Below are 24044 nucleotides of genomic sequence, written 5' to 3' on the forward strand. Positions count from 1 at the left end.
ACTCCTTCTGTGAAAGACCGTCTCTGTGAGAACCATCGATGCTGCTGCGTTTATCCAGAATGCCCGACCCAACCGCTTCCACGGCTGGCTGCTGTTCTGGTCGTGTTTCATTGTCCTCTTCGATATGTACGACCTCGTCGTCTACGGCTCTGTGCTGCCGATCCTCATGCGCGCATGGGCGATCGGCCCCGTCGAGGCGGGGGTGATCGGCAGCGTCGGCCTCTTCGGCATGATGATCGGGGCGATCTGCTTCGGCTTCCTCGCCGACCGCTTCGGGCGCCGGCGGATGCTCATCGCCAGTGTGCTGATCTTCAGCCTCGCGACATTCGGCTGCGCCTTCGCATCCGGCCCGGAGGTCTTCGGCGCCCTGCGGGCGATCGCCGGTGTGGGCATCGGTGGGATCCTGCCGAACATCATCGCGATGATCACCGACTACGCCCCGAAGCGGACAGCGAACACCATGGTCGCGATCGTCACCTGCCTGTTCTCGGTCGGCGGCATCGTCGCGGCCTTCGCCGCTATGGGACTCATCCCCGCCTTCGGTTGGCAGAGCGTGTACTGGGTGGCACTCATCCCGGTTCTGACCCTGCCGCTGGCGGCACGCTGGTTCTTCGACTCCCCCACCACTCTCATCCGCCGCGGCCGCATCGAGACGCTGCGGACGACCCTGCACCGCCTCGCGCCCACCGCGGGTGACCTCGGGATCGCGGACCTGTATATGGGAAGCACCGAGGCGACCGCGGCCACTGCTGCCGAGCCGACCGCCCGCGACTCCCGCCAGGCGCATCCGCGAGCGTCTCTCGCCTTGATCTTCGGGCACGGCCGCGGCCTGGCCACGGTGATGATCTGGATCGCGTTCTTCATGTGCCTGCTTATGGTCAACGGAGTCACCACCTGGCTGCCCAATCTCATGATGACCGCCGGCTACGCCCTCGACTCGAGCCTGACGTTCATGATCGTGCTCAACGTCGGTGCGATCGTCGGCACACTCTCGCTCGGGCGCCTGGCCGACCGAATCGGGACGAAGCGGGTCCTCGTGCCGATGTTCGTCATCGCCGCCGTCTCCCTCGTCCTCCTCGGTGTGCGCGCCGACATCGTCTTCCTGCTCCTCTTCGTCGCGGTCGCCGGTGCCTGCACGATGGGCTCGCAGAACATCTCCTATGCCTTCGTCTCCCAGTTCTACCCGTCTTCGGTGCGGTCGACGGCCCTGGGGCTGGCCTCCGGGATCGGCCGCGCCGGCGCCATCCTCGGCCCCACCTTCGGCGGATTCCTCCAGGCACTCGAGCTTCCCGTCCAGTCGACGTTCCTCTTCTTCGCCGTCCCCGGCCTCATCGCAGCCGCGGCGTTCGCCTGCGTCCCGCTCGCCCGCGCCACCACACCGCCGAGGCGATCGGACCCCGATCAGGCACCGCGCCGAACGGTGCACCCCACGACCACCACCACCCCGACCGATGAAAGGGCTTCCTCTCATGACTGACACCCGCACCTGGAACGACGGACGCCAGGACATCCGCATCCGCAAGGACCTCAGCGTGCCCATGCGCGATGGAACGCTCCTGGCCGCCGACGCCTATGAAGGCAACGACCAGAAGCCTCGCCCGGCACTGGTGGCACTCAGCCCGTACGGCAAGGAGCTGCAGGCCATGGCCCTGACGATGCCTCCGCAGAAGCGCCCGAGCCCCCTGTGGGACGGCTGCATCGAGGCCGGCGACATCTCCCGCGTCGTCGCCGAGGACTACGTCCACGTCATCGGCGACCTCCGCGGCTCAGGTGCCTCGGAAGGCGAGCACATCGGCAACTACAACGCCGGCGGGGTCTCCCTGGGCGAGGATGCCTACGACTTCATCGAGTGGGTCGCCGAACAGCCCTGGTGCGACGGCAATGTCGGCATGATCGGCATCTCCTACTTCGGCTCCATGCAGGTCATCGCCGCGGCGGAACGACCGCCGCACCTCAAGGCGATCTTCGTCTCCGGCGGCCACTACGACTTCTACGAGACGACCTACCACGGCGGCATCATGTGGTTCATGCCCAGAGCCGCCCGGGAGGGCCGCGGCGGTGACTCCGGTTGGGCATTCACCGACCGGACGAAGTCTCGCATGCTCGAGGAGTACTCGCCAGAGAAGCTCAAGACCATCGTCGACAAGCGCCTCGCCGACCCCGACGTCCAGGCCTGGCCGAACCTCGTCCACACCCTGAACTATCCGAAGCACCACGAAGCCTGGTTCGACATCATCACCAACGAACTCGACGGGCAGTGGTACGAGGAACGCAACCCGGTCAACCTGGCGACGAACATCGACATCCCCACATGGCTGCAGATCGACCAGGGCCGCGGATGGACGATCGATTCGACCATCGAGACGTTCGACAACCTCGGCGGGCCCAAGCGACTCGACATCGGCGCCTACCCGCCGATGCAGTCGCGGCCGTTCGTCGAAGAGCACGACACGATGTTCCGCTGGTACGAGTACTGGCTCAAAGGCATCGACAACGGCATCATGGACGAACCGAGCGTCAACATCTTCGTCGAAGGCTCCCGTGAGATCGTCTCCGGGTCGCAGTGGCCGCCACAGGCTCCGGAGCATCAGTCCTTCTACCTGCGGCCTCGGGGGAAGCTGTCGATCGAGCCGGAACCGATGACCGCCGACTATGCCGCACCCGACGGCTTCTACCAGGCACCGTTGACAGTGACAGACGAGGTGCAGATCCTCACGTGGTCGACTCCCGTCTTCGACACCGACACACAGATGATGGGCACCGGTGCGGCGCACATCTTCGCCGAGATCGACCAGGAGGACACGAACTTCATCCTCCGCATGTGGGACGTCGCCCCCGGAGGTGCCCGTCAGCTCATCACGACCGGGTACCTCAAGGCCACGCACCGCGAACTCGACGAGGAGAAGACGAGCCCCGGCGACCCGTACCATCCGCATACACGTGCGGTGCCGGTCGAGCCGGGCGTGATCAACGAATACATCCTCAGGCTCTATCCCTTCGCGGCGACCTTCCACACCGGGCATCGCCTGGTGGCGGAACTGTCGAACGTCGAACCGCTCGTCGACGACCACAACTCGCTGCTGCCCCCGGACGCGTTCCACCTCCCGATCGGACGCCCGGTGTCGCACAAGATCTACCGCGACGCGAAGCATCAGTCCCGACTCGTGCTGCCGGTGACCAAGAGCGTCGGTGAGTCGGAAATCCTCAGACGCTGAGCCGGCATGCCCGCCCGAGCGCCGCGTGGATCTCGGGCGCATCGAGCATCGTGGCATGCCGGGCGGGCACGGAGATGCTCACGGCGGCCACGGCCGCGCCGTCGGTCTCCCGCACCGCCATCCCCAGGGCGGCGACGCCCCGCTCTGTGCGTTCCCGGTTGAGTGCCCACCCTGTTCTTCGGATGGACTCCAGCCGTCGACGGAATCGGACGAAGGCCGCGTCATCGAGATAGTCGCCCGAGGTGCGTGCGGAGTTCGACCGGTAGAGGCTCTCGAGGACGGCCGGCTCGGCCTCGGCCAGCAGCACCTGCCCTCCGGAGGTCAGGGACGCCGGAAGGATCTCACCGGCCCGTGACCCGATTCCCAGCCGGTCAGCGCCCTCGTGGCTGTCGAGGAACCTCGTCGTCGTGCCCACACGCACCATGAGGTTGCAGGTCTGACCGGTCACCTCGGAGAGCTCGGCGAGCCTGGGCCGCATCCTCAACAGCACACCGCGATGCTCCGACTGCGCCCGCGCATTCGCCACGATTCCCGGGCCGGGATGGTAGACCCGCGACTCGTCCCTGACGGCGAACCCGCGGTAGACGAGCATGCTCAGCAGCCGATGAGCCGTGGACACGCTGATGCCGAGCTCGCGAGCGGCATCGGTGATCCGCAGCGCACCGGTGTCCCGCAGGATCTGCAGCAGCCGCAGAGCGCTGTCGACCGAGGCGAGCAGATGAGTCGGCTTCTCGGCAACCACGCGGCGTTCCATGGTTCGACTCTAGTTGTTTTCCACTGTGCAGAAAATGATTGCATCGACCTCGGGATGACGCGACAGTGATCGGGAGCACGTCGCCGATCAACGACGATTCCCAGACGATTGGAGCACCATGCAGTTCTACCTCGACGGGTTCCGTCCCGGAGATCCCGAGATCCGCCCCGCCGCACCGACGGCCGACCGCGAACCCGCCGAGGTGGCGTCCTCCACTCCGGGCCACCATCCCGTAAATTCCGCTGAGACCGTCGACGTCCTCATCGTCGGCACCGGACCGGCCGGAACGGTCCTCGCCGCCCAACTGGCCGAGTTCCCCGACATCACCACCCGAGTCGTCGAGCGCCGAGGCGGCCCCCTCGAACTCGGCCATGCCGACGGCGTCGCCTGCCGCACCGTAGAGATGTTCGACGCCTTCGGCCTCGCCGACAGGCTCATCCGCGAGGCCTATTGGGTCAACGAAACGACGTTCTGGGGACCCGATCCCTCTGATTCCTCCCACATCGTGCGCACCGGACGCATCGACGATGTGGAGGAGGGCCTGTCCGAGTATCCGCATGTCATCGTCAATCAGGCCCGCATGCAGGACTTCCTCCTCGATCGCATGGCGAAGTCGTCGTCACGCCTCGTCCCCGACTACGGACTCGAGGTCACCTCCCTCGAGCTCGACGACTCCTCCGACCATCCCGTCACGGTGACCGTGGCACCGGCCCGAACCGACGACACAGTCGGTACCGGCAATGCAGACGACACCGACGCAGCCCAGTCGACGACGATCCGTGCGAAATACGTCATCGGCTGCGACGGCGCACGCTCGGCCGTGCGCCGCTCGCTGGGCATCGAGATGAATGGCGACGCTAAGAACCATGCCTGGGGCGTCATGGACGTCTTCGCCGTCACGGATTTCCCCGATGTCCGCCTCAAGTCGGCGATCCAGTCGGCGACCGGCGGCAGCGTCCTCCTCATCCCGCGTGAGGGCGGCTATATGGTCCGCCTCTACGTCGACCTCGGCGATCTCGATCCGACCGACCGCGCGGCCCGGACACGGTTCACCTCGGATGAGATCATCGCCGCCGCGCAGCGCATCTTCCACCCCTACTCTCTCGAGGTCAAAGAGAACGCATGGTGGTCTGTCTACGAGGTCGGACAGCGCATCGCCGACCGCTTCGATGACGTGACCGAGGCCGACCGCGGCACGCGCTCTCCTCGGGTCTTCATCGCCGGCGACGCCTGCCACACCCACAGCGCGAAGGCCGGGCAGGGCATGAACGTGTCGATGCAGGACGCGTTCAACCTCGGCTGGAAGCTCGGCTCGGTCCTGCGCGGGCTCAGCCCGGAGAGCCTGCTCGACACGTACGCTCAGGAGCGGCAGGCGATCGCCCAGGAGCTCATCGACTTCGACCTCAAGTGGTCGGAGGCCATGGCGGCCAGACCCGCCGATCCGAACGACCCCGAGGCGGGCGGGATGAGCGCGCAGGAGCGGCAGGAGATCTTCACCGCCGGCGGCCGGTTCACCGCAGGGTTCGCCACGGACTATCCGCCGAACATGATCACCGGCCACGATCGGAACGAGCACCTTGCTGCGGGATTCCCCGTCGGCGAGCGCTTCCACTCGGCACCCGTGATCCGCCTCGCCGATGCCAAACCCGTGGAACTCGGCCACGAGGCGAAGGCAGACGGGCGCTGGCGCCTCTACGCCTTCGCTGATCGCTCCGACCCGCAGTCAGCGGACTCGCCGATCGCGCGGTTGTGCAGCTTCCTCGACGAGGCTCGCGACTCGCCGATTCGTCGCCACACTGCTGGCACAGACCCCGATGCGGTTTTCGATGTGCGGGCCGTCTTCCAGCAGGGTCACCGTGATCTCGCGCTCGAGACGATGCCGGCCTTCCTGCTCCCGCGCAAGGGTCGTCTCGGTCTCATCGACTACGAGAAGATGTTCTGCGCCGACCTCGCAGCCGAAGCGGACATCTTCACCCGCCGCGACATCAGCCGCGAACGAGGTGCGCTGGTCATCGTTCGCCCCGACCAGTATGTTGCTCACGTACTCCCGCTGAACGCACATGCCGAACTGTCAGATTTCTTCGCTGGGAACATGAACCTGATGACGCCGTAGGGTTGGTGGGAGCACGAAATGCGCCCCGCGTCGTTTCGGCACCACCCGAATCGAATCGGTGACATGCTGAGGTCACGAGACCACGCATTTCCGAACGAAAGAGGGTGCAGCTGTGGGGCCCACTTCCCCAAGCGCCATCAATCCCACCGCCGTCCGCGGCACCCTCGGGCTGGCGCTGGCCATGGGGATGGGCAGGTTCTTCTACACACCCGTCCTCCCACTCATGGTCGTCGCACTCCACTGGACCTCGGCTCCGGGTGCCTGGATCGCCACACTCAACTACGTGGGATACTTCATCGGTTCCCTGGTCATCGCCCGCGACTGGGTTGAGCCCACCCGGGGCGTCTACCGCTCGAGCCTCATCGTCTCCACCCTGTGCCTGGCTGCCATTCCCCTGACGTCGAATTTGGTCTGGCAGGGATCGGTGCGCACACTGGCCGGAATCGCCTCGGGCCTGATCTTCGTCTGCATCACCCAGCGCATCCCGTTCGTGGCCCGCAGACCGGTCGATTCCGGCCTCGTCTATGCGGGAATCGGCACCGGCATCCTCATCTCCGGAACCATCGTCCTCACCGCCGGCGGCCTCGTCGACTGGCGCGGACTCTGGCTGATCTGTGCACTGCTCAGTGCCGTCTTCACCGCCATCGCGTGGACCTGGCCCCTGCCTACACGCGGCGAAACCATACATGTCACTCATTCCGCAGAGGTGGCTGTCCCACGCGATCAACCCACCGTCACAGCCGTTGCCCCACACGTCCGCCGGGCCATGGCGGTCCTGACCGCAGGATATTTCTTCCAAGGTTTCGGCTACATCATCATCGGCACCTATCTGGTCGTGCTGGCCGAACCCGTCTTCGGCGACACGGCCGCCGCTTCGACTTGGGTCGTCGCAGGCTTTGCAACCGCAGCTTCACCGTTGATCTGGTCGAGCGTGTCCGCCCGCATCGGCTCTCGCCGCGGCCTCGTCGTGTGTTACAGCCTGCAGGTCGGCGGTGCCCTTCTCGCGGTCTTCGGCACCGACCCGGTCCTGCTCCTCATCTCTGCGGCACTGTTCGGTGGGACCTTCGTCGGAGTAGTGATGATGACCATCGGAGAGGGCACACAGATGGGCATCACCGCCGCTGCTGCGAAGCTCACTACCTGGTACAGCCTCGGCCAGATCGCCGGTCCCGCCCTGGTTGCCCTCGCGCTGAGTGAGACCATCGTCGGCAGCTTCATCGCCGCCGCGATCGCTCTGGTTCTCGCGATGGCTCTGACCCTGTTCGGTTTGCTGATCGGCAACGTCGAGAGATGACCGCCGACCTTCGCAGCATCATTCGCATTGGTCACCGTCGTGACCAGGGGGCGGCCATCGTTCTTGACCACGGTGTAGGCGCTGATGTTCCCATCGCCAGTGACGGCAGTCTGTGTGAACATTCCACCGATGCTCGGGACCACAAGACGCATCCCGGCCAAGTGGGGTGGCTCCTGGAAGGCATCGGAACGCGTGCCGTGATCGGCGGGGTCGCAGACCAGCGACATCGGCGCTCCACCCTCACACGCACCGCGCATCGAATGCATGGCCATCCGCTCAACGCCGAGAGTCGCCGCAAAGAGAGCATAGTCTGCCGCCCATAGCGCCGAGGCGTTCGTCAGTGAGGTGTCATTCGTTCCCGGGCAGCTGGTGCGGCCGGTCTCTTCGAGCCACAGCGGCAGTCCTGCCGCATCGGCGTGGTCCTTGCCGATGCCGAAGTTCTTCTGCGCGGATTTCTTCGCGAGCGTATCGACGAGGTTCTGTGCCTGCGGGCCGCGTCCTGGGACGGCGTCGGATTCGCATTCCGGGAGCTGATACCAGTGTTGTGAGAGCGCTGTCTTCTCTGTGACACCGGATTGTGCGAATGCCTCCATCCAGGCACCGTCGTAGACATTGGGACCGATGATCGGGGCGTCGGGGTCGAGTCGGGTGTCGGCGAGCACTGTGGACTCGAGCGAGAGGCCGATATTGTCCGCGCGGAAGCTCTTCTGAGTGTTCTCTTCCGAGACGGACAGGGTGGCTTCCGGTCCACGAGTGTCAGATGCAAAGAGGAGTCGGTTGCAGCTCACTTCATCTTCGCATATCCGAACCGCGCATCATCCAGGCAACCAAGCCCGGTCGGTCAACAACCTCGGGAGACTCAGCGTCGCCGGATTCGCTAGTCTTGTAGGGTCGAACACGAATGACGAAGAGGAGACGGGTGGCCACCCAGCGCGATATCGACAAGCTGCAGACGCAGCAGCGCATCGTCGACTCCGCGCTCGAGCTGTTCGAGACCACCGGCTACGAGACCACCTCGATGGTGCGGATTGCCCGGAGCGCCGAAACGAGCCGGGCCAACCTGTATCTGCACTTCACCAGCAAGTCGCAGATCGTTCTGCATCGCATGCGACAGCTGGAAACCGAGGTCCTCGGTCTCTACGACGGACTGGACCACGTGGAGCCCACGGTCGACGATGTCGTGACGTGGTTGGAGGAGGCCGCACGGCTGTGGAAGTCGCATCGGGCCGAGTTCGATGCCATTTCACGTGCCATGACCGTCGACACCGAGGTGTTCGCCGAATGGCTCGAACTCCACCGGCGCATCTCGCAGACCAAGGCCGCAGCGCTGATCGGTTCCCGCAGCGATGTCGACCGCGATCAGTGGGAGGCCCACCTCATCACCCTGATGATCGGCCTGGAACATAACTTCTACTATCTCTATGTGCGCGGACAGTCGATCCCCGAACGCCTCATCCTGCGGAGCCTCGCAGAACAGTGGGCTGCTTTCCTCGGCTGAGGCGTCATCTGTCGAGCACGAGCAGCGGGCAGGTTCCCTGGGCGCGGGAGACGCAGATCATCATCGTCTCGTTCGCCGACTGTTCCGAGGGACTGAGGATCGAATCCCGGTGATCGACGTCGCCGGAGACCACGCGGGTCTCACACGTTCCGCAGGTGCCTTCCTGACACGATGAGATCACGGGCAGCCCCACCTCGGCGGCTGCCTCGAGAATCGTCTGATCTTCATCGACCTCGACGGTCACGTCGCTGGTTTCGAAACGGACTTCGAAGGGGATGTCGGGTTCGGTGCGTTCGATCGTCTTCGGAGCGAATCGTTCGAGCCGCAACGCGTCATCGGGCCAATGGCCCATCGCCTGCTCTGCGGCGTCCATCAGTGATTCGGGCCCGCAGACGTAGACCAGGCAGTCGTCCTGCGCATGCTCGAGAATCCGGTCCAGCGACAGTCGGCTGTTCTCGTCACCCGGGTGGAGGGTGACGCGGTCCTCGAACCCGGAGAGCTCGTCGAGGAAGGCCATGGTCTCGCGCGAGCGCCCTGCGTAGTGCAGCTTCCAGTCGGCACCGGCGGCCTCTGCCTCACGAATCATCGCAAGCATGGGCGTGATTCCGATTCCACCGGCGATGAAGAGATACTTCTTCGCTCCCGACAGGCGGAAGTTGTTGCGCGGCCATGACACGGTGACATCGGTTCCGGGCTGCAGATGCTTATGAGCCAGTGTCGAACCTCCTCGCCCATCGTCTTCCCGTAGGATCCCGATGCGATACCGTGTGGTGTCGGCCGGGTCGGATGACAGCGAGTACTGTCGCACCAGTGTTTCGCCGTTCGCGTCGGTCAGGTTCACATCGATATGGGCCCCTGCCTTCCACCGCGGAAGGATCCCTCCGTCCGGATGTTTCAAAGTGATTGCCGCCGCCGAGGCGGTCAGCTCGGTGCGTTCAGCGACCCGAAGGTTGAGCTGTCGCACGGTCTGCGCACGGTTGCGGTGCACGTCCTCGACATCCCAATGCACCTGCAGCGAGCGGCGGATCGGGAGGAGAGGCAGACGCGCGAAGTCGAGTTCGGCGACGTCGTCGGGCTGCAGCGAGGGCAGCCGTTCGAAGAGCACTCGCAGCCCCGTGGCGCCCTGCACACGGGCGAGCGGATTGCCCAGACAGGTGTGGCGCCCGGAGGTGAACGCCAAATGGTCGGTCGGGGCCGGCCGGTGGATGTCGAATTCGAAGGGATCGCGCACGTAGGACGGGTCCGTATTGGCCGATGCCAGGCCGACGAAGATCATGTCGCCGGCTGGAATCTCGACACCCGACAGCGTCACCGGGACCGTGGTCTTGCGGGACGTGAAGGTCGATGATGGGCGACGCCGGATCGTCTCCTCGAAGACGTTCGACCACAGTTGAGGTTCCATCAAGGCGTCGTCGAGTGAATCCGGGTGCTGTGTCACGAAGAGCACGGCATTCGTCATCGCCTGCGCCGTGGTGTCCGTGCCCGCTGCCGAGAATTCCGAGATGTGCAGGCCGATCTGTTCCGACGACAGCGCGTATGACCCATCGGAGTTCCGCGACGACGCCATCACGGAGATGAGGTCATCGGCATTCGAGTCGCGACGGGCGTCGATGATGCTGCGGAGGACGAGATTGGCTTCCACGAAGCGGTCCCAGACGATGGACTTCTCGGGCTCCTCCATCGGCGCATGGGCCGAGGAGAGGATGGAGAAGAGGTCATCACGGAGTTGGCGCAGCATGTCTTCATGTTCGTAGTCCAATCCCAGGAGCGCCATGATCGTCTGTGTCGTCAGCTCGAGGGAATACTCCTCGAGGAGGTTCGCCGCTCCGCGTTCCTCGAAGCGGTCGATGATGCGGTTGGCTCGGGCCTCGATCTCTGGCTGGAGCCGGTCCATCCGCTCCTTGACGAAGCCTTTCTGGGCCACCGATCGCGCCGAAGTGTGGTCGGGCGGGTCCATGCCGACGATCATCTTGGCCACGAGTTCCGGCGGGTAGACGCTCCGGTGACGCTCGGGAACGTCCGCGGCGGAGTTCGAGGCCGAGGAGAAAGTCTGCCAGTCCGAGAGGACTTCGAGGCAGTCTTCGCGTCTGGTCACGATCCAGGCGTGCAGAGGTTCGTACCAGAAGACGGGGGTCTGCTCCCTGAATTCAGCCAGGTGGACGGCTGGATCGGTGTAGTAGTCATCGCCCATCACGTCGAAGCCGTGCGCGACTGGGCAGCGGCCGACGGGGCGGGTGTCGTGTGATGTGGTTGTCATGGTGATCGAAGTCTTCCTCTCGTCGGGGCGGGCCGGTCAGTCGATGACCGCGGAGGCGGCGATGGATGACAGGCGCTGGAACCTGGCGACGTTGTCGCCTTCGTCCATCACGCCGCTCGACAGGAAGCAGAAGCTGACGTCCGAGACCGGGTCGACCCAGAGCAGGGACGAGCCGGCGCCATAGGACCCGAACGTCCGGGGCGATACGAATGGCCCGAAGAAGCGAGCGTAGGTGCCGGTGCCCGCGAGCGCCATGCCCAGGCCCATGTTTCCTTCGGGTGCGTCCCAGTGGCGGGCTGCGGCGACCATGCCGTAGAGGTCGTTGATCTGATCGCCCGTCTGCTTCGTCGTGGCGAAGTCGAGCACCGCGGGGCTGAAGAGCAACTCCCCCGAGGCGGTGCGTCCCTTGTTGCGCAAGAGTTCGGTGAAGGTGAACACGTCGTCGATCGTGGAGACGGCCCCGACCCATGGCATCTCTGCATCGGGGCGGGCGATGACCTCGTTGAGCACTTCGATGTCTTCGGGCTTCAGCCACGAGTCGTTGGCGACGATGACCTCGAGCGGAACCGCCCGATCCGCCCATTCGTCGGTCAGGCCGAATCGAGTCGTGTCCATCCCGGCCGGAGCGAAGATCTTCTCATGCATGAGATCGCGGAACGACTCGGCACCGTAGGCTCGGCGCAGCATCTCACCGATGAGGGCATGGTTGATCGCCGCCGAGTAGTTGAGATTGCCTCCGGGCTCATTGACCACATCCACCGAGGCGAGGGCGTCGATGACATCGGCGAGGACCGCAAAGGACTCCGGTCCCAGTCCCGGGTTGGGAGTGGCCGGCATTCCCGCACGGTGTGTGAGCAGGTGCGCCAGATTGATGCGTTCCTTCCGAGCGGCGCGGAACGGCTCGGTGCCGAAGAATTCCGGAATGAGGTCGACGACTCGGGTCGAGAGCATGATCCGGCCCTCACTGAGGGCGCGGAAGACGAGGGCGTTGGTGAATCCTTTGGACATCGACAGGATTCGGTAGACGTCGTCGGGTCCGGTGGCACGACCTCGGTGTCGGTCCGACTGCCCGTAGGTTCCCTTCAGCACGATCTCCCCACCCCGGGCGACGACCACGCTGGCGCCATAATAGGACTGTGCGTGCAGGTCTTCGACGATCGCTTCGTCGAGGCGGTTGACGAAACGCGATTCCATGCCGTCGACATCATTGATGATGACATCTCTGTGCATATCCATATGTCGATTCCTTTCGCTGGGCGGGTTCACATCATCACTGCGCCGCCGGAGGGCGACAGTGTCTGACCGGTGTAATGTCCGGAGTCTTCGGAGACCAGGAACAGGACGGTCTTGGCGATCTCCTCGGGTTCGGCCACACGCTTGAGGGGCTGCAGGGCCAGCAGCGCGTCCATGTGCTCGTCACCTGAGGCGGCGAACATCGCAGTGTTGATTCCGGCGGGAGCGAGGGCGTTGACGCGAACGCCGTAGGGGGCGAGTTCGGCCGCGATGGCTTTGGTCATCCCCACGATCGCTGCCTTCGACGCCGGGTAATAGGCGGGCATCGGCAGGCCCATGAGTCCCGCGACCGATGCGAAGTTCACGATGGAGCCGCCGGTCGCCTTCATCAGCGGCGCGGCTTCGCGGATCATGAAGAAGGTGCCGTTGAGGTTGATTTCGACGACCCGACGGAAGTCCTCGTCCGAGATTCCCGAGAGGAAATCCGGGTGGTATTCCCGCCCTTCTTTCGCGGCGGTGATCATCTCCTGGTTGATTTCGTCGACCCAGTCCTGCTTCTCGCGGTTCGGTGTGGATACCCCAGCCGCATTGATCAGGACATCCAGCCGTGACTGCTCATCTTTGACGCGTCCAACTGCGCGGGAGACCGCAGCCGAATCGGAGATGTCCAAGGCGAGGGTGTGGACTGCTGCCTCGTCGGCAAATGCCTGAGCCAAAGGCTGTTCTCGAAGATCGATTGCGTAGACGGTGGCACCGTTGCCGACCAGTTCCTCGACAGCGGCTTGTCCCATACCCGATGCCGCACCCGTGACGATGGCGACCTTGTCTGCCAGCTTCATTGCACTGCCCCCTTGGTTGTGATGTGGAGAACAGTCTTCTGTTTCAGTAGACACATGTCAAGTGAGGACCCTTGCCCTCTCCGGCCGATATCTGCCCTCTCCGAGGCGGACGGATCGATGACGTTCTACCGAAGTCAATGAAAAGCACTACATTATAAGTTCCCAGACGAAGTAAGTGCATGACTCACATTTATGCTTGCAGTCTCAGATGATCGTCGATTCTGAAAGTTGGGAAGACTCGCAATGGCAAAGCTGAAGAAAATGGCCTCTACCCTCGGATCACTCAAGGATCTGGGCAGCGCCCGAGCAGATCCGGTGGCAGTCCACCGACGCGTGCACACTTCTGCTGCGGTGACCAACCCTGACGGGCCGCAGTCGCTGGGCAGCCAGAGCGATTTCTCCAGACATAAGGAAGCCCGAGAAGAAGTCTTAGAACTTGAAAAACAGCCACGGAGGGATGATGTCCGAACCCGCAATCCCCCGAGGAGCTGGTGGGCTTCGGCCTCCGCGACGAGGTCGACGATCGCCCACCAGACCGAGGGCGTGTGGGGCTGAGGCAGGTCGGTCGCCCGTGCGCTTGGGCGCGAAGTCACTCTGTCGAGCAAATCAGTTGGTGTACTGGATCTCTGGAGCCTTCGGGGTAGGGCGATGGTCGCCGATGCACACCGGATGGTCGAGTTCTTCGATCATCTCTGTGACTCGGCTGCATGCGTGGCCGGGGGTGACAAAGGTTCGTTCAATTCTTCGCATGTATTCCGGTGCCGGTTCTTTGCCATGACCGAGAGTCATGTGCAGAGCTTCCAGCACCTGGTCATGTTCGAGCGCGACAGGTCCGAAACCGGCGCGGTCGTATGAGAAGTACCCGGGCTTTGTCAGGTGGTCCCCGCCGAAGACTCGCTCCCGGTCGAACTGATAGTAGACGACGGGTCGATGCACAATTGCTGCGTCGAAGGCAATCGAAGAGTAGTCAGTGACTACGACAGCCGATTGTGCTATCACGTCTTGAACATTGGTCTCGGCGAAGGAACGGACCTCAACGTGGTCGGGAAGAGTCAGTCCGGGCAGATAATCCTCGAGGTTGGGGTGGGGCATGAACATGATCCTGTATTCGTGTTCCTCGGCCATCCTCTGAAGCTCGGGAGACTCAAGCACGTCCAACCATCGACGCAGGAACTCTGATTCGAAGAAGCCGTAGTTAGGAAGCCGCCGATTGCCACGTCCGATGGCTTCGCCGACCAGAAACTGGCGCCAAGTCGGCATGACTGTGATGACCGATCGCTCGTCGAGCGCATAAGAAGAGGCTTTCTTCGCCAGAACGTCGTGGCGTGGCATTCCGGTGAGTGAGACATCTTTAGCGCTGAGTTTGTACGGTGAGTGGTCGCCTGCGACCGAAGCGAACTCATCAACCGTAGATGTCACCATTCCCGCAATGTTCTTGCCATTCAGCCAGCGCGAGATGTTGTTCTGAGTGACACCGTGTTGGAGAAAGACGAATTTCCATCTCGGGCGTTCGCCGTTCGATAAGACGAATGGCGAGTACACATAGGCATCAGCATGTGAGGAGACGATGTACCGCGCGTTGAGGCAAAGCGCCTTCCACAGGGTGGAACCATAGGGGATGAGTCGCTTGTAGCCTTCGTTTCTCAGCCGGCTCCAATCGGGAGAGTTCTTTTCCACAACGAACCATGCGTTGATATCGCGTCGCCGCCTGCGCAGGTACCGAAACAAATGTTCTGCATTGTCATTTGCATTCACATCACGATCCATCAGCACCCACGCATCCGCGAACATTCGACGAATCGGTGCTGCCCGGGCCATTGACGGTACGAATGAATCCCTCGCAGAGAACTTTGCGCTACGCTTCCTCGGCTTTGGACGCCTTGCCTTTGATTTCTGCTTCTGCATTGAGCCCCGTTGTGCTTGGACTTGGGCCGGCCGGACAGAGAACTGCCGAGGTTTCGGCCAACCGAACGTCACTGGCACCGGTGTCCCGTCGAGTAGGATCTCGACAGTGCCATCGGCAGGTACCCAGAGAATCCGCTCGTGAATCAATGCCCTGCGCAGATAGGTAAAATCTCGAGTCTTCGCGGCCAAGGGTTCAATTGGTTTGCCTCTGAAACGGGTCACCTCGCGTGGCCTAGTTCCCGTGTAGTGATAACGCAGTTCGACGAGTCGACGATCTTCATCCAGACTGTCGACAACCACAGATTGCCATCGCCAGTTCTCTTGCACGTAGCCATGCGCCAGCGCTTCGAACTGCGTCGTGGACCGTTTGACCAGCGGGAAGGATTCGATCGCTTCGGACGAGAGATACCCTCGGATCCTGCCGACGAGTTCGTGGAACCGGGCAACGACAGCCGACTCCAGGCTCGAAGTTGCCGAATACATTGCCTCTTCTGCGCGCAAGGTCCACGTCAGCTCGTAGATGATGACATATTGCAACCACAAGGGGATCTCAGGCGCCGCCTGTTCCAGGAGCTGTAGACATCCGAACTCCAGAACAGTTGTGTACTTGCCAGGGTCTGTCGCGCTGGTTTGAAGAGTCGAGGATTTATCGGCTCGGCGACGATAGAAATACTTCGCCGAATCGACCACCGAGACCAACCTTTTCGGCAGCATCAAAAGATACTTCTGCACGAAATGGCCGTCTTCGAAAGTGGGTCTTAACCTTTCATCGAATCGAAGACCGAGGTCGTTCACCTTCGCTGTTCGGAAGAAGGCGGAAGAAGCATGTAGGTGGATGTACTCGGGGAAGCGATCGACGTCGACGAGCTGGTCACCTCCGCGGAAGCGATGCCGCAGAGGATGCGAGTCCTTCACCTCGTCCGTGGCTTCAAAGTTATCGACTAGGTGGCAGATCACCATCTCCGCGTTGGCGTGAGAATTCAAAGACGCGTCGACAGCCTCGAAGTAGTCTTCCGCCAGTGTGTCGTCCGGATCGGCGAACGTCACCCACTCGGCGGTGACTGAGCCGAGCCCAAGATTTCGGGCCGAGGCTTGTCCTCCGTTGGTCTTCATCAGCATGGTTACGGCGAAATCAGTCGCAGCGGCCCATTCGTTCAACTGGTCGAGCGAGTCATCAGTCGAGCCGTCATCGACGAGGATGATCTCAATGAGGGAGTGATCAAACGTCTGACGGTCGAGGGAAGATAGAAAGTCGTCGAGATAACGCGAGACGTTGTAGACGGCAGAGACCACCGCAAACTTCTTATCGATCATTGGTCCTGAGCCCTCTTCTCAAAAGTACTGGGTATGGGGAGCTGATATTCGAGGAACTCTCGCATCATTTCATCGAGCTTTTCCTGATCAGCGCCGGCGGTATTCGTGTCATTGAGGCAGAGCACGTCGAGATCGCGTCGCCGGTAGAGCCGCAGGAAGTACAACTCGGCATCCTCGCGGGCAATATCCATATAGGCGTAGCGAATGCTGCTGGGGATGGCGCGTCCGATGGCGTATGCGTAGAAATGGTAGAGCGCGGACGGGATCGACAGATCGTCAGGGTGGCGGAAAGTCGACCGCGCGACTCTTTCGAACTCGGTTGAATGTTCTGTCTCCATCTTTGAAAGTACCGAACGCAACTGCGGGTGAGGAGTGTGTTTGAACTTGTTGGTCACTGTTCTGTCGAATCTGTCTTGCAGAAACTCGCGATTCCGCTTTGCCGCGGACAGGACCGGCAGGTCGCGGACCGACGGAGGACCGATATCGAGAGAGGCCTTCGACGGGAAGAACTTCGAGTGTCCATTTCCGGTGAAGAAGAGCGACGGGTCTGTAGGGCGCAGGAAGAAGATGTCGTCGTTGAGATAGACGTATCTTTCGCTGAGGCCCGGGATGTGATGAAGCTGCGACTCAATCGCATGGGAGTTGAACACCGGCAGCGCGTCGCTGTCGGTGAAGATCTCACGGTGGTCCACTACGGTGATCTTCGGATGTTCTCTATTCAGCCAGACCGGGACTTGCCCATCGGTGACGATATAGATGTGATTGACCCAGCTGGCATATGCCTCAACCGAGCGCAGAGAGTATTTGAGCTCATCTCTGCTGGTGAACCGCGACGAAATCGTGGCAGTCTCGTTCACTGTTCCGTGTTCGAGTGCCGCTTCGACGGCACGCTTGCGTTGCCGCCAGGCTGAGTCGTCTCCGTCGACCCAGGTATAGACGATGTCAACAGGGTCGACGACCTCATAGAGATGGGGGTATGGCAGAGCCAATTGCCCTCCATGGGCAACCGTCTTCCGCCACATCTCCGGAACCAGATATTCGACGGGCACGCCCCGTTGCGAAACGCGGCGGTGCAGAGTCCCCTCGGCGTGCATGTCGCCGTCGACCCGCTCCACTTCCGGACCCAGCACAGCCCAGGTCTCGATGATGATGTCCTCAAAGCGCGTGTTCATCAGCTTGCCGTTCCGAGCCTTCAAACGGCGCCGACAACGAATCCTGCTCACATCTTCCGGCTTTGACGAGAATCTTGCCAGCAACCCCCGACGCCCCGAGAAACAGGTGGCGTGCGAGTACCATCCTTCGTCGGCCCCCAGCTGCAACAGAGCCTCAACGGCTCGCTGTACCTCGGTCTCGGCGACGACGACGATCGGATTGAACTCGTTCGAGCGGGGCAGCACCACGAACTCGACTCCAGCAGCGCACAGTGTCTTCGTCACGACAGACAGATTGTCTTGAGCCACGGCTCGAGCATCGTAGCCGCGTTCGGGTGCCAGTCCTGCTTCCGCCTGGCGTTCCTTGAACGGCCGCTGCCACCTGTACTCGCGGTGTCGAAGCTTGGAAACGGTGACCTTCTGTTTCGTTGAAGCCTGTTCAGCACCCCAACGCCGAAGACGTTCCCCGATCCGCATCACTATTCTTTTCCTCCACTTGACGCCGCATTCTTCCGAAATGCCCAAACGATTCTACATACTTCAACTACATTCATAACAAAATCACTGACGTTGTGTCGGAAGTCTCAGCAAAACTCATGTCACCAACTGCGGCACTGGCGAAAGTCCGCCGGTTCAGACGCCTTATGAGCCGTCGCTGCAGTCGAGCGTAGAGTTGAGGCACCGCCTCACCAGCAGGAGGACATCCCAGTCCTGCGCATGAGGCCCGCGTCGTCCATTCCTGCCCACCGACGTGCTGACCTGAGGAGAAGAATTGACCGCTGAACCGATCTGGCGCACGAACCCCGAGCAGACTCCCCGCCCGCAGATTTACGCATTCACTGAATTCGCGAACAAGCGCACGGGCCAGGGCATGGCCAGCTACGACGATCTGTGGCGCTGGTCGGTCAACGATCTGGACGGTTTCTGGGGTGCGGTCTGGGACTTCTTCGACATCATTTCGGACGAGCCCTACACAGAGGTATTGGCGGACAGATCCATGCCGGGCGCCGAATGGTTCCCCGGGACCCACGTCAACTACGCCGAACACGCACTGCGCGCCGCGCTCGACGAACGACTGGTCGACGAGCCGGCGATCATCACCGTCACCGAGGGCGGCGACAGTATCGAGGTCACCTGGCGTGAACTGCGACGCCAGGTCGGATCGGTGGCCGCCTGGATGCGCGAGCGAGGAGTCGAACAGGGAGACCGAGTCGTCGGCTATCTGCCGAACACCCACCACGCACTCGTGGCCTTCCTCGCCTCCGCCTCGATCGGCGCCATCTGGTCGGCCTGCGCCCAGGACTACGCGGCCGAAGGCGCCGCCGCGAAGCTCGGGCAGCTCGAACCGACGGCGCTCTTCGCCGCCGACGGCTACTTCTGGAACGGACAGACCTTCGACCGCCGAGACCAGGTAGCTGACCTAGCCGCTCTCATCCCGTCGCTGCGGGCAGTCGTTCGCATCGACAACCTCGGCGCGGAACCATTGGACGAACAGGACCCGATCGCTGAACTCGTCGCGTGGGACGACATCGCCTCCGGCGATACGCCGCCGGAGTTCGTGCGGGTCGATTTCGACACCCCGCTGTGGGTGCTCTACTCCTCCGGCACCACGGGGATCCCCAAGGGCATCGTGCACAGCCACGGTGGCGTGGTCATCGATCATCTGCGGCTGCTCGGACTGCAGCTGGACCTTCGCCCGGGAGACCGCTTCTTCTGGTACACGAACACGAACTGGATGATGTGGAATCTGGTCGCCTCGGCACTGTTGGCCGGCGCGACCACCGTCTGCTTCGACGGCAGCCCCCTCTACCCCGGCCCACGCCGACTGTGGGAGATCGCCGCGGACACGCACGCCAACGTGCTCGGGGTCAGTCCAGGGATCTTCCTCTCCGGAATGAAGGCAGGGCTGAAACCCGGCGAGGAGCTGGACCTGTCGGCTCTGCGGACGATCGGCGCGACCGGCGCACCGGTGCCCGCGCAGTGCTTTCCCTGGGTCCGCGACGCCGTCGGCGAGCGCGTGCAGCTGGCCTCGACGAGCGGAGGCACGGACGTGGTCAGCGGATTCGCCGGATCCGCGCCGAACCTCGAGGTGTGGTCGGGAGAGCTCTCCGCACCGATCCTCGGCGTGGCCCTGCAATCCTGGGACAATGACGGCGAACCTCTCATCGACGAGGTCGGGGAGATGGTGATCACCGAACCGATGCCGTCGATGCCGGTGAAGTTCTGGAACGATCCCGACGCGCAGCGCTACCGCGACACGTACTTCTCGATGTTCCGCGGAGTGTGGCGCCACGGTGATTGGATCACGATCACCGACCACGGCAGCGTCATCATCTCCGGACGCTCGGATGCCACCCTCAACAGGCACGGCGTGCGTCTGGGCAGTGCCGACATCTACGACGTCGTCGACGGCATCGCCGAGGTGGCCGAATCCCTGGTCATCGGCGCCGAGCAGCCTAACGGCGGGTATTGGATGCCGCTGTTCGTCGTCCTGGCAGAAGGTGTCGAACTCGACGACCAGCTGCGCAAGCGGATAAAGGACGAGTTGCGCACCAAGGCCTCCCCACGTCATGTCCCCGATGACATCATCGACGTGCCGGCCATCCCTCACACGCGCACGGGCAAGAAGCTCGAAGTTCCCGTCAAGCGGCTCATCCAGGGCCACCCTCTCGAGCGGGTGGCGAACCCTGACGCCGTCGATGCGTTCGAGGCACTGACCTACTTCACTCGATTCGCGGTGGAGGAGGGGTCCGCTGACCAGAAGGGCTCGGCCGACTGACCCCCAGCGGCGCCCCGGGACGCCGCTGGGGGTGCTGATGCGACTGTCATCCGGTTCGGAAGGTTCACCGGTCTCTCATCGCCTCAGTGAATGGCTCGTTCGGCCTCAACTGTCGTTACGGTCGGATCACTCGGTCTCGTGCGTCTCGGCACTGACCTGTCGAGTGTTCTCAACGTTCTTGACGACGTCGTGCGGTGCCAGGCGCGTTGCCACACCGATAGCGAAGACGATGACCGTCAGCACCAGGCAAGCCAATTCGCCCCAACCGAAGCTCAGCACGCCCAGTCCCTCACCGTAGTCGCCGAGGAAGCTCAGCAGTGCGAGACTGCCGATCCACACGAGCATCCACCAGCCCGATCCGAACTGCAGCGGCGGGATCTTGCTGCGGTTGCTGAATGCGTAGTGCAGCCCCAGTACGACGTAGCCGAGTGCCATCGCGAGGAAGAGCTTCCAGTTCGTGTCCCACCCGGTCCAATAGACGATGAGGTTCGCGGCGAGGAAGCCCAGGAACGGCAGGGTGTCACCACCGGGGATGCGGAATGGACGCTCCTGGTCCGGCAGCTGACGTCTCAGTGCGGCCACAGCGATGGGGCCGCTGCCGAACGAGATGACGGTGCCCGACGTGATGAATCCGACCATCTTCGCCCACGAGGGGAACGGGAAGAACAGGAAACATGCCACGACGAAGGTCACGAGGAGGCCGACCCAGGGAATGCCCTTCTTGTTCAACTTCGCCAACCCGGACGGCGCATTGCCGACGCGAGCCTGCGAGTAAGACAATCGAGGAGTCAACGCGGTGAAGATGAGACCCGTGTCAGCCGGCGACACGACAGCATCGATGTAGAGGACGATGGCCAGCCACATCGCGCCGAGCATGATCGCGATCTCTGCCCAGGGGCCTGCCGAGTTCGAGAACGACAGGCCCGACCAGCCGTCCTTGAGCAAGTCGGTGGGAATCGCTCCGATGAAGGCGACCTGAAGCAGAATGTAGATGATGCCGGTGAGGATGATCGATCCGATGACTGCGAACGGCACGTTCTTCTGCGGGTTCTTGGTCTCACCTGCGAATTCCACGCCCTGGCGGAAGCCCAGGTAGGAGAACACGATTCCCGCAGCCGGAAGGGCGGCCAGGATCGGCTCGAACCCGTTCGGGGCGAATCCGCCGAATTCGGCCATATGGAAGTGGCCCGGGTTGAACGCTAGGATCGCCAGGACCACGAAGACCAGCACGATGACCAGCAGCTTCCACCACACGAGGATGTTGTTGAAATTCGCGAAGAACTTCACGCCGTACATGTTGATGATGCAGAACACCAGCACCATCGCGACGCTGACGAGGATGCCCCGTCCCGTCAGAACCAGCACCCCTTCCTTGCTCTCCATGAGCCAGGGCAGATAGCTGGAGGCGTACTGGACTGCTGCCAGCACCTCGATGCCGACGGTGCCCGCCGCAGACAGCCACGTGATCCACCCGCTGGTATAGCTGGCAAATGACCCGAAGGCGTAATGCGGATAACGGACGACGCCGCCGGCAACCGGGAACATGACGCCGAGTTCGGAATAGTTGATGGCCACGAAGATGATCATGACGGCGCCGATCGCCCAGGACAGGATCGCTGCGGGTCCGGCCATGCTGGCCGCATCGAATGCTCCGAACAGCCAGCCCGATCCGATGATGGATCCGACGCCGGTGAACAGGAGCCCGACCTTGCCTATATCGCGTTTGAGTCCTCTGTCATGGACAACTGTCACACTCGTCGGCGCGTTCGCTGACTGTGCATTCCCTGAGGGCATCTTTGCCTCCCACACGAGTAATGGATGGAATTCTGGAGACAGTCTTCTCCTGCGATCGCGCAATTGTCAATGCCATCGTCGGAGGTCATGGCTTCACAGGCAGCGACGCGAAGGCACATACGCACCGTCACATCTGACACGTTCAGATGTCAGATATGTCGATGTGAAACGAAACATGAGATTGATGTTTCGGGCAGTCAGGTCTTCTCCGACTTGGTGAAGTTCTGGTATTCCTTGATGATGTCCGCGGCAGGCCCGTCCGCGCGCAGGACGCCCTTCTCGATCCACAGTGCACGGTTACAAGTGTCCTTGATGGATCGCATCGAATGGGAAACGAGGAAGACCGTACCGGCATTCTCGCGAATCGACCGGATCCGCCCCTCACTTCTGTCGCGGAACTTCTTGTCACCGACATTGAGTGCCTCGTCGACGATGAGGATCTCGTGCTGAACCGAGGTTGCGATGGCGAACTTCAGACGTTGGGACATGCCCGAGGAATACGTGCGCATCGGCAGGTCGATGAAATCCTCGAGCCCGGTGAACTCGACGATGTCGTCGAACTTCTCCTCAATCTGCGGGCGGGTCAGGCCCAGGGCCAGCGAACCGAGAACGATGTTGCGGGCGCCGGAGAGATCCGGGATCAGAGCGGCACCGACGCCGAGGAGGTTCGGCCTCGAGTTCGCGTAGATCGCACCTTCCGAGGTGGGTGTCAGGCCCGTGATCGAGCGCATGAGCGTCGACTTTCCAGAGCCGTTGCTGCCGATGACGCCGATCGATTCGTTCTTGTGCGCGACGAAGCTGACACCCTTGAGCGCATGGACTTCTTGGAGCCCGTGCTGACGATTGAGCAGTCCTCCGCCACCGCCGAGTTTGAGCTTCTTGCCCGTGGCCATGGTCTTATAGCGAACGTGCACGTTGTCGCAGACGACCACCGGAGGATTGTTCTTCGTGACGTCCGGGAGACCGCCTGTGTCGTGCGTTTCCTGCTCAATATCGGTCTGCTCAGTCTCGCTCTGCTCACTCATCGCGACCGTACCTTTCCTCGGCCTGCCAGAAGAAGACGAAGCCGATGATGAAGATGCCGAACGCCCAAATGGACAGGTGCCAGAAGTAGTCGTAGGGAACATCACGACCCTTCATCAGGATGCCGCGGGCAATGGCAAGGACGTTATTCAGCGGTTGCCAATCGGCGAACGGCTGCAGAGCCGGGTTGATCTTCTCGACCATAGTCTTGAGCTCGAAGAACACGCCCGAGGTGTAGAAGATCAACCGTGAAATGAATGGAGTGACCTGGGACAGATCACGGAAGTGGACCGTGACGCGGGCGAAGATGAACGCTACGCCCTGATTGAAGATCCAGAACAGGATGACCAATGGAATGAAGAGGAACCAATCCCAGTCAGGACGGGCGCCGAACAGCATGACCAGAATCGCCATGAAGATGAAAGTGGGAATGAAATTCAGAAGATTCTGAAACACCGTGGCGATGGGCAGCACGATGCGCGGGAACGGCAGGGATTGGACGAGCGAGGCGTTCGAAATGATCGACTTCGCGCCACCGTTCATCGAGGTGTTGAAGAATTCGAGGACGAAGACGCCGATGACGACGAATGGAGCGAAGTCTGGTGGGCGCGCAGTCGCGCCCTGCATGATGACGCCGAAGACCGTGCCGTAGATGAGCGCCGAGAACGCGGGCCTCAGCAGCACCCAGAGCATGCCGAGCCGGTTGCGTTCGTTCTCGCTCTGCATCTTGTACTTCGCAAGGGAGAAGGTGAAGTCGCTGCGAGTGATCAGCTGCTTGACGTACTGCGGCAGTGACGGCCGCCCGCCGACTCTGCCGAGCCCGTGCTCGTCAGCTAGCTTAGCCATATCCATGTACAGAAGTTTCTCTCGTCGGC

The 24044-nt window shown here is 62.4% G+C and carries 15 protein-coding genes; 6 read left to right on the top strand and 9 right to left on the bottom strand.

All coding sequences use genetic code 11. The annotated features are described in order from the left end of the window. Positions 1-25 precede the first annotated feature (25 nt). Both BKA07_RS00210 and BKA07_RS00215 read left to right on the top strand, forming a co-directional pair. Complete coding sequence (locus BKA07_RS00210; protein ID WP_209043815.1) at positions 26-1477, top strand: MFS transporter; 1452 nt, start codon at positions 26-28, stop codon at positions 1475-1477. Beyond that, positions 1470-3215 carry a CocE/NonD family hydrolase gene (locus BKA07_RS00215; RefSeq protein ID WP_167949103.1) on the top strand — a complete coding sequence of 582 codons (1746 nt, stop codon included), beginning with the start codon at positions 1470-1472 and terminating at the stop codon, positions 3213-3215. The genes BKA07_RS00210 and BKA07_RS00215 overlap by 8 nt, the downstream gene beginning before the upstream one ends. On the opposite strand, the gene BKA07_RS00220 is transcribed toward BKA07_RS00215, so the two are convergent. Continuing rightward, a complete protein-coding gene (locus BKA07_RS00220; protein WP_167949104.1) occupies positions 3205-3969 on the bottom strand; it encodes an IclR family transcriptional regulator in 765 nt (254 codons plus the stop codon). The two genes, BKA07_RS00215 and BKA07_RS00220, sit on opposite strands and share 11 nt — an antisense overlap. 118 nt (positions 3970-4087) lie before the next feature. Here BKA07_RS00220 and BKA07_RS00225 point away from each other — a divergent pair, with 118 nt between their 5' ends. The 3 genes from BKA07_RS00225 to BKA07_RS00235 all read left to right on the top strand — a co-directional run bounded on the left by BKA07_RS00225 (position 4088) and on the right by BKA07_RS00235 (position 8874). Next, positions 4088-6082, top strand: coding sequence for an FAD-binding monooxygenase (locus tag BKA07_RS00225; protein ID WP_167949105.1), 1995 nt, complete (start codon positions 4088-4090; stop codon positions 6080-6082). Positions 6083-6194: 112 nt separating this feature from the next. Beyond that, on the top strand, positions 6195-7376 hold the full coding sequence (locus tag BKA07_RS00230; RefSeq protein ID WP_342448941.1) for a YbfB/YjiJ family MFS transporter: 1182 nt from the start codon (positions 6195-6197) through the stop codon (positions 7374-7376). 901 nt (positions 7377-8277) lie between these two features. Beyond that, on the top strand, positions 8278-8874 hold the full coding sequence (locus tag BKA07_RS00235; protein WP_167949106.1) for a TetR/AcrR family transcriptional regulator: 597 nt from the start codon (positions 8278-8280) through the stop codon (positions 8872-8874). Positions 8875-8878: 4 nt separating this feature from the next. Here the strand turns inward: BKA07_RS00235 and BKA07_RS00240 are convergent, their stop codons facing one another. From BKA07_RS00240 to BKA07_RS00260, 5 genes are all read right to left on the bottom strand, one after another. Beyond that, complete coding sequence (locus BKA07_RS00240) at positions 8879-11131, bottom strand: cytochrome P450 (RefSeq protein WP_167949107.1); 2253 nt, start codon at positions 11129-11131, stop codon at positions 8879-8881. A gap of 36 nt (positions 11132-11167) precedes the next feature. Next, the gene (locus BKA07_RS00245) at positions 11168-12367 is read right to left on the bottom strand and encodes a serine hydrolase domain-containing protein (RefSeq protein WP_209043816.1); all 1200 of its coding nucleotides are present in this window, start codon (positions 12365-12367) and stop codon (positions 11168-11170) included. Positions 12368-12393: 26 nt separating this feature from the next. Next, complete coding sequence (locus BKA07_RS00250; RefSeq protein ID WP_167949108.1) at positions 12394-13203, bottom strand: SDR family NAD(P)-dependent oxidoreductase; 810 nt, start codon at positions 13201-13203, stop codon at positions 12394-12396. A gap of 606 nt (positions 13204-13809) precedes the next feature. After that, the gene (locus BKA07_RS00255) at positions 13810-16422 is read right to left on the bottom strand and encodes a bifunctional glycosyltransferase/CDP-glycerol:glycerophosphate glycerophosphotransferase (RefSeq protein ID WP_167949109.1); all 2613 of its coding nucleotides are present in this window, start codon (positions 16420-16422) and stop codon (positions 13810-13812) included. Then, the gene (locus BKA07_RS00260; protein WP_167949110.1) at positions 16419-18098 is read right to left on the bottom strand and encodes a stealth family protein; all 1680 of its coding nucleotides are present in this window, start codon (positions 18096-18098) and stop codon (positions 16419-16421) included. Before BKA07_RS00260 ends, BKA07_RS00255 begins: the two co-directional genes overlap by 4 nt. A 247-nt stretch (positions 18099-18345) precedes the next feature. Between BKA07_RS00260 and BKA07_RS00265 the strand changes: the two genes are divergently transcribed. Beyond that, entirely contained in the window at positions 18346-20352 is a 2007-nt protein-coding gene (locus BKA07_RS00265; protein ID WP_167949111.1) for an acetoacetate--CoA ligase, read from the top strand. 126 nt (positions 20353-20478) lie between these two features. Here BKA07_RS00265 and BKA07_RS00270 read toward each other — a convergent pair whose 3' ends face one another. From BKA07_RS00270 to BKA07_RS00280, 3 genes are all read right to left on the bottom strand, one after another. Then, positions 20479-22146 carry an APC family permease gene (locus BKA07_RS00270; RefSeq protein WP_167949112.1) on the bottom strand — a complete coding sequence of 556 codons (1668 nt, stop codon included), beginning with the start codon at positions 22144-22146 and terminating at the stop codon, positions 20479-20481. Between the two features lie 197 nt (positions 22147-22343). Beyond that, positions 22344-23171, bottom strand: coding sequence for an ABC transporter ATP-binding protein (locus BKA07_RS00275; RefSeq protein ID WP_167949113.1), 828 nt, complete (start codon positions 23169-23171; stop codon positions 22344-22346). Further along, complete coding sequence (locus BKA07_RS00280) at positions 23164-24015, bottom strand: ABC transporter permease (protein ID WP_342448942.1); 852 nt, start codon at positions 24013-24015, stop codon at positions 23164-23166. Before BKA07_RS00280 ends, BKA07_RS00275 begins: the two co-directional genes overlap by 8 nt. Positions 24016-24044 lie beyond the last annotated feature (29 nt).

The sequence above is a fragment of the Brevibacterium marinum genome (assembly GCF_011927955.1).
Taxonomy (GTDB): Bacteria; Actinomycetota; Actinomycetes; order Actinomycetales; family Brevibacteriaceae; genus Brevibacterium; species Brevibacterium marinum.

Excerpts from the sequence above, each read along its gene's own strand:
- BKA07_RS00225 (WP_167949105.1), top strand. The coding sequence starts at position 4,088 with ATGCAGTTCTACCTCGACGGGTTCCGTCCCGGAGATCCCGAGATCCGC.
- BKA07_RS00245 (WP_209043816.1), bottom strand. The coding sequence starts at position 12,367 with ATGGATATGCACAGAGATGTCATCATCAATGATGTCGACGGCATGGAA.
- BKA07_RS00215 (WP_167949103.1), top strand. The coding sequence starts at position 1,470 with ATGACTGACACCCGCACCTGGAACGACGGACGCCAGGACATCCGCATC.
- BKA07_RS00220 (WP_167949104.1), bottom strand. The coding sequence starts at position 3,969 with ATGGAACGCCGCGTGGTTGCCGAGAAGCCGACTCATCTGCTCGCCTCG.
- BKA07_RS00280 (WP_342448942.1), bottom strand. The coding sequence starts at position 24,015 with ATGGCTAAGCTAGCTGACGAGCACGGGCTCGGCAGAGTCGGCGGGCGG.
- BKA07_RS00255 (WP_167949109.1), bottom strand. The coding sequence starts at position 16,422 with ATGATCGATAAGAAGTTTGCGGTGGTCTCTGCCGTCTACAACGTCTCG.
- BKA07_RS00235 (WP_167949106.1), top strand. The coding sequence starts at position 8,278 with ATGACGAAGAGGAGACGGGTGGCCACCCAGCGCGATATCGACAAGCTG.
- BKA07_RS00275 (WP_167949113.1), bottom strand. The coding sequence starts at position 23,171 with ATGAGTGAGCAGAGCGAGACTGAGCAGACCGATATTGAGCAGGAAACG.
- BKA07_RS00270 (WP_167949112.1), bottom strand. The coding sequence starts at position 22,146 with ATGCCCTCAGGGAATGCACAGTCAGCGAACGCGCCGACGAGTGTGACA.
- BKA07_RS00240 (WP_167949107.1), bottom strand. The coding sequence starts at position 11,131 with ATGACAACCACATCACACGACACCCGCCCCGTCGGCCGCTGCCCAGTC.
- BKA07_RS00250 (WP_167949108.1), bottom strand. The coding sequence starts at position 13,203 with ATGAAGCTGGCAGACAAGGTCGCCATCGTCACGGGTGCGGCATCGGGT.